11 protein-coding genes are annotated in these 14,446 nt (G+C 64.4%); 9 read left to right on the top strand and 2 right to left on the bottom strand.

Annotated features, from left to right (window positions below; genetic code table 11):
• The first annotated feature begins 114 nt into the window (after positions 1–114).
• The 9 genes from carB (at position 115) to QM741_RS16080 (ending at position 12,360) form a co-directional block, all read left to right on the top strand.
• Complete coding sequence (carB, locus tag QM741_RS16120) at positions 115–3,354, top strand: carbamoyl-phosphate synthase large subunit (RefSeq protein ID WP_415208662.1); 3,240 nt, start codon at positions 115–117, stop codon at positions 3,352–3,354.
• Positions 3,351–3,830 carry a transcription elongation factor GreA gene (gene greA / locus QM741_RS16115; protein ID WP_415208661.1) on the top strand — a complete coding sequence of 160 codons (480 nt, stop codon included), beginning with the start codon at positions 3,351–3,353 and terminating at the stop codon, positions 3,828–3,830. The genes carB and greA overlap by 4 nt, the downstream gene beginning before the upstream one ends.
• Positions 3,831–3,865: 35 nt before the next feature.
• Positions 3,866–4,792, top strand: coding sequence for a phosphoglycerate mutase (locus QM741_RS16110; RefSeq protein WP_415208660.1), 927 nt, complete (start codon positions 3,866–3,868; stop codon positions 4,790–4,792).
• Positions 4,789–6,591 (top strand): single-stranded-DNA-specific exonuclease RecJ, encoded by a 1,803-nt coding sequence (gene recJ / locus QM741_RS16105; protein ID WP_415208659.1) that lies wholly within the window; start codon positions 4,789–4,791, stop codon positions 6,589–6,591. The genes QM741_RS16110 and recJ overlap by 4 nt, the downstream gene beginning before the upstream one ends.
• Positions 6,592–6,683: 92 nt before the next feature.
• A protein-coding gene (prfB, locus tag QM741_RS16100; RefSeq protein ID WP_415208658.1) for a peptide chain release factor 2 occupies positions 6,684–7,809 on the top strand; the annotation gives its coding sequence in 2 pieces (ribosomal slippage) (positions 6,684–6,758 and positions 6,760–7,809; 1,125 coding nt in all).
• 59 nt (positions 7,810–7,868) lie between these two features.
• Positions 7,869–8,189, top strand: a complete 321-nt coding sequence (locus tag QM741_RS16095; RefSeq protein ID WP_415208657.1) for a hypothetical protein — start codon at positions 7,869–7,871, stop codon at positions 8,187–8,189.
• Positions 8,186–8,617, top strand: a complete 432-nt coding sequence (locus QM741_RS16090) for a type II toxin-antitoxin system VapC family toxin (protein ID WP_415208656.1) — start codon at positions 8,186–8,188, stop codon at positions 8,615–8,617. The genes QM741_RS16095 and QM741_RS16090 overlap by 4 nt, the downstream gene beginning before the upstream one ends.
• On the top strand, positions 8,614–10,134 hold the full coding sequence (gene lysS, locus QM741_RS16085; protein WP_415208655.1) for a lysine--tRNA ligase: 1,521 nt from the start codon (positions 8,614–8,616) through the stop codon (positions 10,132–10,134). Before QM741_RS16090 ends, lysS begins: the two co-directional genes overlap by 4 nt.
• Positions 10,135–10,845: 711 nt before the next feature.
• Positions 10,846–12,360 (top strand): Fic family protein, encoded by a 1,515-nt coding sequence (locus tag QM741_RS16080; RefSeq protein WP_415208654.1) that lies wholly within the window; start codon positions 10,846–10,848, stop codon positions 12,358–12,360.
• Between the two features lie 291 nt (positions 12,361–12,651).
• Here QM741_RS16080 and QM741_RS16075 read toward each other — a convergent pair whose 3' ends face one another.
• Together QM741_RS16075 and QM741_RS16070 are read right to left on the bottom strand one after the other, a co-directional pair.
• Positions 12,652–13,524: an HlyD family secretion protein gene (locus tag QM741_RS16075; RefSeq protein WP_415208653.1), complete on the bottom strand. Its 873-nt coding sequence runs from the start codon at positions 13,522–13,524 to the stop codon at positions 12,652–12,654.
• 188 nt (positions 13,525–13,712) lie between these two features.
• Entirely contained in the window at positions 13,713–14,444 is a 732-nt protein-coding gene (locus QM741_RS16070) for an ABC transporter ATP-binding protein (protein ID WP_415208652.1), read from the bottom strand.
• Positions 14,445–14,446 lie beyond the last annotated feature (2 nt).

Raw genomic sequence — 14,446 nt, 5'->3', positions numbered from 1 at the left:
GCGTGCGGAAAACTGAATGGACGCGCATCGAATTTTGAAGACATTGGCTGCATGGCATCCATGCAGTCTGGATTCTGGCAATCCATGCCCGAATGACGAGCACAGAGCGAAGACATGCCCAAGCGGACCGATATTCAATCCATCCTCGTCATCGGCGCCGGCCCGATCGTCATCGGCCAGGCCTGCGAGTTCGACTACTCGGGCGCGCAGGCGTGCAAGGCGCTCAAGGCCGAAGGTTTCCGCGTCATCCTCGTCAATTCGAATCCGGCGACGATCATGACCGACCCGGAGACGGCCGACGCGGTCTACATCGAGCCGATCAACCGCGCCACGGTCGAGGCGATCATCGCCAAGGAAAAGCCCGACGCGCTGCTGCCGACGATGGGCGGGCAGACCGCGCTCAACTGCGCGCTCGATCTGGCCGATGCGGGCATTCTTGACAAGTACAAAGTGGAACTGATCGGCGCGTCGCGCGAAGCGATCCGCATGGCCGAGGACCGCGAGCTGTTCCGCGTCGCGATGAAGGAGATTGGCCTCGAATGCCCGCGTGCCGAAGTTGCCAGGACCTTCGAACAGGCGCTGGAGATCCAGGCGCGTGTCGGCTATCCGACGATCATCCGTCCGAGCTTCACTCTCGGTGGTTCGGGCGGCGGCATCGCCTACAACCGCGAGGAGTTCGAGGAGATCATCAAGCGCGGCCTCGATCTCTCGCCGGTACACGAAGTCCTTGTCGAGGAGTCGGTGCTCGGCTGGAAAGAGTTCGAGATGGAGGTCGTGCGCGACAAGGCCGACAACTGCATCATCGTCTGTTCGATCGAGAACTTCGACCCGATGGGCGTGCACACGGGCGACTCGATCACCGTCGCGCCGGCGCAGACGCTGACCGACAAGGAGTATCAGCGCCTGCGCGACGCCTCGATCGCGGTGCTGCGCAAGATCGGCGTCGACACGGGCGGCTCGAACGTGCAGTTCGGCATCAATGCCGAGAACGGCCGCGTCGTCGTCATCGAAATGAATCCGCGCGTGTCGCGTTCCTCGGCGCTGGCCTCGAAGGCGACCGGTTTCCCGATCGCCAAGGTCGCGGCCAAGCTTGCCGTCGGCTACACGCTCGACGAATTGCGCAACGACATCACCGGCGGCGCGACGCCGGCTTCGTTCGAGCCGACGATCGACTACGTCGTCACCAAGATCCCGCGCTTCGCGTTCGAGAAGTTTCCGGCGGCCGACGCGCGCCTGACCACGCAGATGAAGTCGGTCGGCGAAGTGATGGCGATCGGGCGCACGTTCCAGGAGTCGCTGCAGAAGGCATTGCGCGGACTGGAGACGGGCAAGGACGGTCTCAATCCGACCGGGCTCGACGCGGCCAATGCCGACGACATGGCGGCGCTCAAGCGCGAGCTGCGCGAGCCGAAGCCGGACCGCATTTTCCACGTCGCCGATGCGTTCCGCGTCGGCATGTCGCTGGAAGACATCTACGCGCTCACGCACATCGACCGCTGGTTCCTCGACCAGATCGGCGAGCTCGTCGAAATCGAAACGGCCGTAAAGGTGTCCGGATTGAACGGCATCAATGCCGCGCAGATGCGCACGCTCAAGCGCAAGGGCTTTTCCGATGCGCGTCTCGCCGCGCTGCTCGGCACCGACGAAACGGCGATGCGCACGCTGCGCCGCGCGTTCGACGTGCGGCCGGTGTACAAGCGCGTCGATTCGTGTGCGGCCGAGTTCGCGACGACGACCGCGTACCTGTACTCGACCTACGAGGAACAGTGCGAGGCCGCGCCGACCGCGCGCGAGAAGATCATGGTGCTCGGCGGCGGCCCGAACCGCATCGGCCAGGGCATCGAGTTCGACTACTGCTGCGTGCACGCCGCGCTCGCGCTGCGCGAGGACGGCTACGAGACGATTATGGTCAACTGCAATCCGGAGACCGTTTCGACCGACTACGACACCTCGGACCGTCTGTATTTCGAGCCGCTCACGCTCGAAGACGTGCTCGAGATCATCGACGTCGAAAAGCCCAAGGGCGTGATCGTGCAGTACGGCGGGCAGACGCCGCTCAAGCTCGCGCGCGCGCTCGAAGCGAACGGCGTGCCGGTGATCGGCACGACGCCCGATTCGATCGACCTCGCTGAGGACCGCGAGCGCTTCCAGCAGATGGTGCAGAAGCTCGGCCTGACCCAGCCGCCGAACCGCACGGCGCGCACGCCCGACGAGGCGCTCGCGCATGCGCGCGACATCGGCTATCCGCTCGTGGTGCGCCCGAGCTACGTGCTCGGCGGGCGCGCGATGGAAGTCGTGCATTCCGACGCGGATCTGAAGCGCTACATCACCGATGCAGTGAAAGTGTCCAACGATTCGCCGGTGCTGCTCGACCGCTTCCTCGACAACGCGGTCGAGGTCGACGTCGACGTCGTCGCCGACGCACAGGGCAACGTGCTGATCGGCGGCATCATGGAACACATCGAGGAAGCCGGCGTGCACTCGGGCGACTCCTCGTGCTCGCTGCCGCCGTATTCGCTGAGCGAAAAGGTGCAGGACGAACTGCGCGCGCAGGTGACGCAGATGGCGCGCGAACTGAAAGTCGTCGGCCTGATGAACACGCAGTTCGCCATTTCCCAGGAAAATGGAACCTCGACGGTCTACATTCTCGAAGTCAACCCGCGCGCCTCGCGCACGGTGCCGTTCGTATGCAAGGCGACCGGCGTGTCGCTGGCCAAGATCGCCGCGCGCTGTATGGCGGGCAAGAGTCTCGCGCAGCAGGGCGCGACGCGCGAAATCGTGCCGGACTACTTCTCGGTCAAGGAGGCGATTTTCCCGTTCGCGAAGTTCCAGAACGTCGATCCGATCCTCGGCCCCGAGATGCGCTCGACCGGCGAGGTCATGGGTGTCGGCCGCAGCTTCGGTGCCGCATTCGCGCGTGCGCACGAGGCAGCGAACATCGCCGCGCCGAAGCTCGGCAAGGTGTTCGTCTCGGTGCGCGACGCGGACAAGCCGCGCCTGCTGCCGGTCGCGCAGGAGCTGCTGCGCCGTGGCTACCGCCTGATCGCCACGGCCGGCACGCATGCCTACCTGACCGGACAGGGCGTCGCCTGCGAGTACATCAACAAGGTGCTCGAAGGCCGGCCGCACATCCTCGACGCAATCAAGAACGGCGAAATCGTCTTCATCGTCAACACTACCGAAGGGCGCCAGGCGATCGCCGATTCGTTCTCGATCCGGCGCGAGGCGCTGCAGCAGCGCATCACCTATTCGACCACGGTTGCGGGCGCGCGTGCGCTCGTGCATTCGCTCGACTTCCGCAATGGCGGTGAGGTATACAGCTTGCAAGAACTGCATAGGGAATTGACCGCATGAAACGTGCCCCGATGACCGCCAAAGGCGCCGAGCGCCTGCGCGGCGAGCTGGAACGTCTGAAGTCCGAAGACCGCCCGCGCATCATCGCGGCGATCGCCGAAGCGCGCGCGCACGGCGACCTGCGCGAGAACGCGGAATACCACGCCGCGCGCGAACAACAGGGCTTCGTCGAGGGCCGCATCAAGGAACTCGAAGCGGGCCTGAGCTTCGCCGAGGTGATCGACGTCTCGCGCCTGAATCCGAACGGCAAGATCGTCTTCGGCGCGACCGTCGATTTGGTCGAGGAAGCGAGCGGCGCCGAAACCACTTACCAGATCGTCGGCGACATGGAAGCCGACATCAAGCTGCGCCTGATCGCGGTCAACTCGCCGCTCGCGCGCGCGCTGATCGGCAAGAGCGAAGGGGACGCCTTCGAATTCCAGGCGCCGAACGGCGTGAAGGCGTACGAGATCGTTGCGGTTCGCTACACGGGCTGAGTCTTGCCGCTGCACCGCGGACGCTGGCGTTTCCCATGCGATTGAGTCTGTTGTTGCCTGCGCGAAAACACGTCGAGAGCGCGACCGCCGTTGCGCGCTGGCTCGCGCGCGGCGATCGCATCGACGACGGCGCGGTAGGGCGCGACGCCGCGTTGCGCGAGTGCTTTTCGACCGGCGCCGCGATTCTGCCGACGGCGGCATTGACGCGCAGCCTCGATGCGAACGACGCGGCCGATGCGCTGTGGCTGCGCGCCGACCCGGCTTTCGTGATGGCCGATGCGGTGACGCTGCGTCTGCTCGCCTGCGGCAAACTCGGCCTCTCGGCCGACGAGACGGCAGCATTCGCGCAGACTTTGAAGCCGCTGTTCGGCGATGCGGGATTCGCGTTCGACGCGCCGCATCCCGAGCGCTGGTATCTGAGCTGCGCGAGCGGCGCGCCGCTGCCGAAATTCTCCGCGCCCGCAGACGCGCTCGGCGACGACCTGGCCAATCATTTGCCCGAAGGCGAACAGGCGCGGCGCTGGCGCGCCCTGCTCAACGAGGCGCAGATCGCGCTGACCCAGCATCCGCTCAATGCGCGGCGCTCGCAGCGCGGCGTACCGCCGGTAAACAGCCTGTGGTTCTGGGGGGCGGGCATGTTGCCGGCGCGGGTGCGAAGCGAGTTTGATCGCGTCGTCAGCGACGATCCCGTCGTCGTTGCGCTTGCCGGTTTGGCCAACGTTCCGTCATCCCAGCTCGAATCGAATTTGCGCTGGGATGACGGGAAAGAGCGCGTTCTGATCGACCTTGCCGACCGGCGCGACATCCCCCGGCTCGATGCCGAATGGCTGCGGCCCATCGATGAAACCTTGAGGCGCCGACGGATCGAGCGACTCGAACTGCGTTTCGAAAGCGGCGAACGCCATGTCGTCAGGCCCGCGCACCGCTGGCGTTTCTGGCGCCGCGCGAAGACGAGCGCGTGAAGGTCCGTCCGCGCATCCAGCGCCGCGCGGCGCCCTCCACCGGCACCGATTGGCCGGCGTCGCTGCATCCGGTCCTGCGCCGGGTCCTTGCCGCGCGCGGCATCGTGTCGGCGGGCGAAATCGAACACCGTCTCGCCTCGCTGCTCGCGCCCGCGCCGTTGGACGGCCTCGTGCGTGCCTGCGAGCTGATCGAGGACGCTCTGCGCAGCGACGCGCCGATCGTGATCGTCGGCGATTTCGACGCGGACGGCGCGACCGGAACCGCCGTCGCCTTGCGCGGCCTGCGCATGCTCGGGGCGAAGCGCGTCGAATACGGCGTGCCGAATCGTTTCACGCACGGCTACGGCTTGAGCCCGGCGCTGGTCGACGAACTCGTCGCGCGCAGCCCGCAACTCGGCGGCGGGTTGCTGATCACGGTCGACAACGGCGTCGCCTCGATCGCAGGCGTCGCCGCGGCAAAGGCCAAGGGGTTGCGCGTGGTCGTGACCGACCATCATTTGCCGGGCGACGCGCTTCCCGAGGCCGATGCGATCGTCAATCCCGCACTCGTCAACACGGCACTGCGCAATCTCGCCGGCGTCGGCGTCATGTTCTATTTGTTGATCGGCTTGCGTGCGCATCTGCGCGAGCGAGGCTGGTTTGCCGAAAAAAGCGTCGCCGAGCCGGACCTTTCCTCGCTGCTCGATCTGGTCGCGCTCGGCACGATAGCCGACCTGGTGCCGCTCGATCGCAACAACCGCATCCTCGTCGACGCAGGGCTCAAGCGCATTCGCGCGGGCCGCGCCTGCGCAGGCATCTGTGCGCTGCTCGAAAGCGGCAAGCGCGACCCGGCGCGGGCGGTGGCAGGCGATCTCGGCTTCGTCGTCGGTCCGCGTATCAACGCGGCCGGACGGCTCGAAGACATCCGCCTCGGCATCGAGTGCCTGCTTACCGACGACCGGACGCGTGCGCGCCGGCTCGCGGAACAATTGTCCGCGATCAACCACGAGCGCCGCGATCTGCAAGCCGGCATGGTCGAGCAGGCCGAAAAGATCGTCGCGCGATTGCTGGAAAACGAACAAATTGAAAAGTGCGGGCCGGGAAGCCCGCTGTTCGATGCTTGCGTGCAGGACGATCGAAAAAGCAACTTGCCGATCGGCATCGTGCTGTTCGAGCCCGACTGGCATCACGGCATTGTCGGGCTGGTCGCTTCCAGGCTCAAGGAACGCTTCAATCGCCCGGTGATCGCCTGCGCGCCCGCGCAGGAAGGCAGCGACGAACTCAAGGCTTCGGGACGGTCGATAGCGGGTTTCCACCTGCGCGACGCGCTCGCCGAAGTCGACGCGCAGGCGCCGGGCCTGCTGCGGCGATACGGCGGCCATGCGATGGCGGCCGGGCTGAGCCTGCGGCGCGCGGACGTCGCCCGCTTCGGCGAACTGTTCGACGCGGTCGCGCGCGAACGCATCGCGCCCGAGCAGCTCGATTCGGTGCTGCTGACCGACGGCGAACTCGGCACCGACGATTTCACCCTGGAACTCGCCGAACAGTTGCGCTACGCCGGGCCGTGGGGACAGGCGTTTCCCGAACCGCTGTTCGACGGCGAGTTCGCCCTGGCCGACTGGCGCGTCGTCGGCGAAACCCATCTGCGCCTGCGCCTGCTCTGCGCCGGTCTCGGCGCGCCGGTCGAAGCGATGTGGTTCGGCGGCCACGACGGCACGCCGCCGCCGTCGCGGCTGCGCGCGGTCTACGCGCTCGACGTCAACGAATGGAACGGGGCGCGCAAACTGCAATTGCTGCTGCGCCATGTCGAGCCGCTTTGAAGGCGCCGCGCCTGGTCAGGATCGACGGCATCCGGTCCGTCCCGCGCGTGAATTTGCTATCCTTGCCGGCCGATATTTTGATTGCCCGGACCATGATCGAAACCAACCCCATCCATGCCCGCATTGCGGACCTGCGGGCGCGCGTCGCCTCGCTTAGGGGGTATCTTTGACTACGAGACGAAAGCCGAGCGTCTCGAAGAGGTAAGTCGCGAACTCGAAAACCCCAACGTCTGGGACGATCCGGAGCGCGCGCAGAATCTCGGCCGCGAGCGCGCTGCGCTGGACAAGATCGTCACCGGCATCCGCGAGCTGACCGAAGGCCTGGGCGGCGCCGACGAACTGCTGCAGCTGGCCGAGGCGGAAAACGACGAAAGCACCGTGCTGGCCGTGTCGGCCGACGTCGACAAGCTGAGCAAGCAAGTCGAAGCGCTCGAATTCCAGCGCATGTTCTCGGGCAAGATGGACTCGCACAACGCCTTCGTCGACATCCAGGCCGGCGCGGGCGGCACCGAGGCGCAGGACTGGGCCGAAATGCTGTTGCGCATGTATCTGCGCTGGGCCGAGCACAAAGGCTGGAAAACCGAGCTGCTCGAAGCCTCCGCGGGCGAAGTCGCCGGCATCAAGAGCGCGACGTTCCGCGTCGAGGGCGAATATGCCTACGGCTGGCTCAAGACCGAGATCGGCGTGCACCGCCTCGTGCGCAAGTCGCCGTTCGACTCGGACAACCGCCGCCACACGAGCTTCACCAGCGTGTTCGTCTCGCCCGAAGTGGACGACGACATCGATATCGAGATCAATCCGGCCGACCTGAAGACCGACGTGTACCGTTCCTCGGGTGCCGGCGGCCAGCACGTCAACAAGACCGAATCGGCCGTGCGCATCACCCATGTGCCGTCGGGCGTCGTCGTCGCCTGCCAGACCGAACGTTCGCAGCACGCCAACCGCGACCGTGCGATGAAGATGCTCAAGGCCAAGCTGTACGAGCTCGAAGTGCAGAAGCGCAACGCCGAGAAGGACAAGCTCGAAGCGACGAAGTCCGACATCGGCTGGGGCAGCCAGATCCGCAACTACGTGCTCGACCAGTCGCGCATCAAGGACCTGCGCACCGGCATCGAGCGCAGCGACACGCAGAAGGTGCTCGACGGCGATATCGACGAATTCATCGAGGGCAGTTTGAAGGCCGGTCTCGAGGCCGGCGCGAAACGCGTGGATGCCTGAAGTTGTAAATGCTGACGGCAGGCACTACGATATGGGTACCCATATCGGATTGGTTTCGCATGAAAACCACGATAGACATTGCAGACGACCTGATTGATCGCGCCAAGCTCATCCAGAAACGCCAGGCCATCACGTTGCGCGCGTTGGTCGAGGAGGGCTTGCGTCTCGTGCTCGATAAGCATGCCAAGCGCGTCAAGCCGTACAAGTTCGAGCCGGTGATAGTGGGGGCGCCTTGTCACGAAGGCATGGCACGGACCGACGTCAACGCCTTGATCGCGGAAGCCTACGCGGAGCGCGATGCAAAAACCTTTGCCGTCGCCGAAGAATCGGCAGCTTACGAAGTCGCCAAATCCCGTATGACGCGGCGCAAGCGCAAATGATTGCGCTCGATACGAATCTGCTCGTGTACGCGCATCGCGCCGACATGCCGCAACATCGCGTGGCGAAAGTGGTGCTGAGCGAACTGGCGGAAGGACCCCGGCCTTGGGCGATCGCATGGCCCTGCATCCACGAATTTTTCGCAGTGATGACCAGCGGCAAATTCAAAACCCTGTCGCCGCCGCACGTCGCATGGTTGGCGATTGAAAGAATCGCAAGCTCGCCAAGCCTGCATTTGATCGGCGAAGGTTCGAATCATCTGCAATGGCTGGCGCGTTTTGTCCGGCGCGGCGACGTATCCGGTGGCGCGATACACGACGCGCGTATTGCGGCGATTTGCCTTGCGCATGGTGTCAACGAATTGTGGACGGCCGATCGCGATTTCGCGCGCTTCCCAGAATTGAAAACGTACAATCCACTGGACTCATGACCGATATCGTCAATCCTTCCATCGATGAAGCTAAGCCCGACGAAAACAAGCTGATCGCGGAGCGCCGCGAAAAGCTGCGTGCGATCCGCGCGCGAGGCGTGGCGTTTCCTAACGACTTCGCGCCGGATTCGTTAGCGGGCGATCTGCATGCGGAATTCGAGGGCAAGACGGCCGAAGATGTCGCTGCTGCCGCGCGCGCGGTGAAGATCGCCGGTCGCATCATGAGCAAACGCGACACCGGCAAGCTCGCGTTCGTCCACATCCAGGACATGAGCGGACGCATCCAGTTGTTCATCCAGATCAACGCGGTCGGCGAGGAAACCTACAAGGCGTTCAAGACATGGGACATCGGCGACATCGTCGCGGCGGAAGGTGCGCTGATGCGCACCAAGACCGGCGAGCTCAGCGTCAAGGTGGAGAAGCTGCGCCTGCTGACCAAGTCGCTGCGCCCGCTGCCGGACAAATGGCACGGCATGGCCGACGTCGAGCAACGCTATCGCCAGCGCTACGTCGACCTGATCGTCACGCCCGAGTCGCGGCGCGTGTTCGAGCTGCGCTCGCGCGTCGTGCGGCATATCCGCAACCTGCTCGATGCGAAACGCTTCCTCGAAGTGGAAACGCCGATGATGCACGTGATCCCCGGCGGCGCGACCGCGCGTCCGTTCGTCACGCACCACAACGCGCTCGACCTCGACTTGTACCTGCGCGTCGCGCCGGAGCTGTACCTCAAACGTTTGACCGTCGGCGGCTTCGAGCGCGTCTACGAGATCAACCGCAATTTCCGCAACGAGGGCGTGTCGACGCGGCACAATCCCGAGTTCACGATGCTCGAGCTGTACCAGGCCTATGCCACGTACAACGAGATCATGGACCTCACCGAAGAGATGATCCGCACCGCGGCGCGCGACGTGGTCGGCAGGACCGCGCTGACCTGGGAAGGGTGCGAGATCGACGTCGGCCCCGCGTTCCGCCGCTGGTCGATGATCGACGCGGTGCTCGAACACAATCCGCAGATCGCGCGCGCGGACGTGCGCGACCGCGCGAAGATCGCCGCGCATGCCGATAAGCTCGGCGTCCACGTCAAGCCCGGCTACGGCTGGGGCAAGATCGTGCTCGAGATTTTCGAGAAGACGGTCGAGCAGACGCTGATCCAGCCGACCTTCATCACCACGCATCCGACCGAAGTCTCGCCGCTCGCGCGCGCGAACGATTACGACCCCGAAGTCACCGACCGCTTCGAGCTGTTCATCGGCGGCAAGGAAATCGCCAACGGTTTTTCCGAGCTCAACGATCCGGAAGACCAGGCCGCGCGCTTCAGGGCGCAGGTCGAGGCCAAGGACTCGGGCGACGACGAAGCGATGCATTTCGACGCCGACTACATCCGCGCGCTCGAAGTCGGCCTGCCGCCGACCGGCGGCCTCGGCGTCGGCATCGACCGCCTCGTGATGCTGCTCGCCGACGTGCCGTCGATCCGCGACGTGCTGCTGTTTCCGTACATGCGTCCGAATCCTCAGTAATACCCCGATCTCCAACGACTCGACTTGGCCGAAGGGTGAATGGCCGAGTTGCGGGACGACGATCGTGGTGTCGATGGTGTCAGTAGTCGTGGACGATGCCGGTGCAACGACATCCGATGTGCCTGCGGCTGATCCCGTGCTCCATGCAATCAAGGCAACGACGAACACGGCAGATCGGGCGAGAGTGCGGGTTCGCCGAATGGTGCCTATGAGGTGCCGCGCCGTGCGAAAAACGTAAGAGCGTAAACCGAACGGGAGAAGATTCATTGTATTCGTCTCTGCAGGAGGCACAAAGTGCCCAACCACCCGCGGCGGCATGGAAAAGTTCAGTGGCACGAGGACATTGACGGACACGAGCGCGAAATGTCAGGCACCGCGGAGGTCGTGCCGCTCATTTGCTCGTGGTACGCGATCCATCGAGCAGCACACCAACGCATGCGCGCGACCGCGGAGGTCGTGCCGCTCATTTGCTCGTGGTACGGGCCAGTCCGTCTCGAACTCGACAGCCGGGGTTCGTTGAGAAGCGAATTTAGCTCGCACACGTTGGAAAGCGTGCGCGGCGATGCGTTGCGCTAGCAGAGAGCGCTGCTCGCCGGTGCTTGAATAGCTCAATTCACCCCAGCACCCTCGACTGAGCGCCACGAATCACCTAATTTACCGACAAACCGCCATCGAATCGCATAAAATACCGACACAATCAGGCACGCGCGCATGGCAATCCAGCAATTTCCCGACAAACCACTGCCGGAGCTGTTGTTCGCATCCGAAGATGATGCGAGCGGTGCCCGCCGAATTCAGCGTCTCGCGCGGGAAGGCCGCGCCCGGCGATTGTATGCCGGCATCTACACCTCGAATCTGCAGAGCCCGATCGAGACGATCGTCCTGCGTCATTGGCGGAGCATCGTCGGCCACCTGCTGCCCGGCGGTGTCGTGTCCTACCGTTCGGCGTTCGATGGAAGTCCCAAGGACGACCAGTTCTTCGTCACGCGCGGCAGAACGCGACGAACGCTGACGCTGCCGGGACTGACGGTAGCGGTCGTACCGGGCGCCGGGCCGGTTCACTCGACGCCCGCGCAAACTGACTCGCCACTCGGCGATCTCTTTCTTGCGAGTGACCCGCGCCGCTTTCTCGAAAACCTGCGACAGGGGCGAGGCTGGCCTGCGCGTGTGTTGCCCCAGACGGAGCTGGAAGCACGGCTCGACCGCATCCTGATGCTGGGCGGCGAGCGACGGCTGAACCAGTTGCGCGATGACGCACGCTCATTGGCTTCGCAGTTGCAAATGGAAGCTGAGTTCCAACGACTGGACGGATTGATCGGCGCGTTGCTCGGCACCCAGGAATCCAAACGTCTGACTGCAGCGCAGGCCTTGGCGCGCGCTGCCGGACGGCCATATGACCCGAATCGCCTCCACCTCTTCGACGCCTTGTTCGAGAAGCTGCACAACACCGAGTTCGCCGACATCCCCGATCCCGCCGCGAGGGGCACGGCACGCGAAGCTTTTGCGTTCTTCGAAAGCTACTTCTCCAATTACATCGAAGGCACCACGTTCACTGTCGAGGAGGCGAAAGACATCGTCTTCCACGGCCGCATCGCGCCGAACCGCAGTGAGGATTCGCACGACGTGCTCGGCACGTTTCAGGCCGCCTTGAATTCGCCGTGGCGTGATCAACCGGCACAGTCGCCGGAAGCGTTTCTCGACTGGCTCCGAAAAGTCCACGCGCTGGTGATGCAAAAGCGCCCCGACAAAAACCCGGGCGAGTGGAAAGACCGCGCCAACCAGGCTGGCAACACGTTGTTCGTGTTACCGGAGCTGGTACCGGGCACGCTACGCGAAGGCTTTGAGCGTCTGCGCTCCCTGCGTCATCCCTTAGCGCGCGCGATCATGGCCATGTTCGTCGTCGCTGAAGTCCATCCCTTCATCGACGGCAATGGGCGCACCGCGCGCTTGGCCATGAATTGCGAGCTGAGCGCGGCCGGACAGTGCCGCATCCTCATCCCGACGGTGTACCGCGAGGATTACCTGCTGCCGCTGAAGGCGTTGAGCCTCAACGCGGACGCCGAGCCGATCATGCGTGCGATGACGCGCATTCAACGATGGTCGGGAGCGTTCGACTACGCGCTTCACTTTGAGGAATTGCGTTTCGCCCTCGAACGCTGTCACGCGTTCGAGGAAGACCTGCGCAATTTCAAGCTCGTGTTTCCCGAGCGGATCGAGCGATCCTGAAGCGCATGGCCAAACATACCGCCGGCAACGCTTGTGGGTCGCCAATGGTTTCCAGCTCCTACGCAAGTCAGAAAAGTGCTTCGACGACCCAAGACTTCGATAACCAACTGATTTTGAAACTTGTTTAACCGGGATGTACTGATAAATCTATTTGACGGTATATTTTCTTCCCTGTCACTGGGCCAACAAAAGTTGCCACAACACTGAGTTTTTTGCCTCAATACTGATGTTCACCAGCCGTATCCCCAGTAGCGGGGCGATTCGTGGTCGCGTGCTCCAGGCGCGCTGCGCCTACTTGCCGGCGGGCAGGAAACGTACCTGCACGCGCTGGCCGATCTTGAGGTCGTTGTTCGGCAGTTCGAGCAGGCATTCCACGTCGCGCGCGTCGGTTGCCTCCTGCGCGCTTTCGTTGAGCTTGCTCGGACCGAACACTTCGCCGATGCGGATGACGCGGGCCGTCTGCGGTTTGCCTGGATCGGTTTCGCTCGAGATTTCGGCGCTCATGCCGACCCCGACCTTGTTGACGAAGCCTTCGTTGAGTTCGGCGCGCACGACGCGCGGCGCGTCTGGCAGCAGTTCGATCAGTTCGCCGGAAGACGGCGACACCACGTCGCCGATGTGCGTAGCGCATGCGATGACGCGCCCGGCCACCGGTGCGCGCAGCGTGCGTGCGTCGATTTCGTATTCGGCCTGACGCACTTTTTGTTTCGCCGTTTCGACATTGGCGTCGGCGACGGCGATCTCGGCGTCGAGTTCCGCCAGCGCCTGCCTTGCATCGTCGGCCGATTGACCCGTTGTGGCGCCGGCGGAGGCAGCCTCGGCGACGCGCGCAGCGCGCAGCTTGAGGCCGGGTTGTTTGGCACGCAACATCATGGCCTGGGCGGTGGCGGCATTGTGCTCGGCGCGGGCGGCGTCGAGCGCGATCTTGGCCTGTTTCGTATCGAGCACGACGAGCGCGTCGCCGGCCTTGACGTCGTCGTCGATCGCTTTCGGCAGTTCGGCGACGATACCGTCGCGTGCGGCGGCGACGTGGACGAGTCCGCCTTGCACGTCGACGCGGCCGCGTGCGATCGCGACGTATGTCGAGACGGATGTTGCTGCAGGCGCCGCACTTGATGGCGTCGGCGTTTTGGAGCAGGCGCCGAGCAACAGCAATATCGTCATTCCAGCGAAAGCTGGAATCCAGTTTTTTCTTTTCATGCTTTTGGAAAAACGTGAAAGCAAAGGCTGGATTACAGCCTGCATCCGCAGGCTGCCCTTGGGGCCATTCGCTACGCGAATGTTCGCTTCGGCATCCTGCCTTCGCAGTCCAGCTTTCGCTGGAATGGCGAAATGAGAGGTGTTCGGGCGGCTCATGATTTTGCTTCCGCAGAAAGTGTACGCGACGGCGCCGACGCGCTGATCTGCTTCACGTCGGACAGGATACGCCCGTCGGCCATGTGGACGATGCGGTCGGCGTCGGCGGCCAGGCGCGTGTCGTGGCTGACGCAGACCACGGTGGCGCCGTAGACGCGCGCGACGCGGTGCAGCGCGTCGATCACGTTCTTGCCGTTGACCGAATCGAGTGCGCTGGTCGGCTCGTCGGCGAACAGGAACTGCGGTTTCTTCGCCAGCGCGCGCGCGATCGCGATGCGCTGCTTCTCGCCGCCGGACAGTTCGAGCGGGCGCAGATGCGCGCGCGAGGCGAGGCCCACTTCCTCGAGCGAGGCCAGCGCCATGTTGCGCACCTTGTGCGCGGGCAGGCCGAGATAGTCCAGCGGCAGCATGACCTGCTCGAGCGCGGTCAGCGCGGGGAACAGGTTGAAGCCCTGGAACACGAAGCCGGTGTGTTCGAGGCGGAATTTCTCCAGGTCCGCGCGCGATTTCTTCCACAGGTCCTCGCCGAGGGCTGCGACGTGGCCGCCGTCCGGCTTGAGCAGGCCGGAGAGGATCGCGAGCAGCGTGCTTTTGCCCGAGCCCGACGGCCCGAGCACGAGGGTCAGATCGCGCTCGTCCAGGGCGATCGACATGCCTTGCAGCACGGGCGTCTCGAGGCGCCCACTCGTGTAGCTTTTCGTGATGTTTTCGGCGACGAGGGCGGTCATGG

It is taken from the genome of Rudaea sp. (assembly GCF_047601565.1).
In the GTDB taxonomy this organism is placed as follows: domain Bacteria; phylum Pseudomonadota; class Gammaproteobacteria; order Xanthomonadales; family Rhodanobacteraceae; genus Rudaea.
The sequence above is the reverse complement of the archived record's forward strand: the minus strand, read 5'-3'. Positions and strand labels throughout refer to the sequence as shown.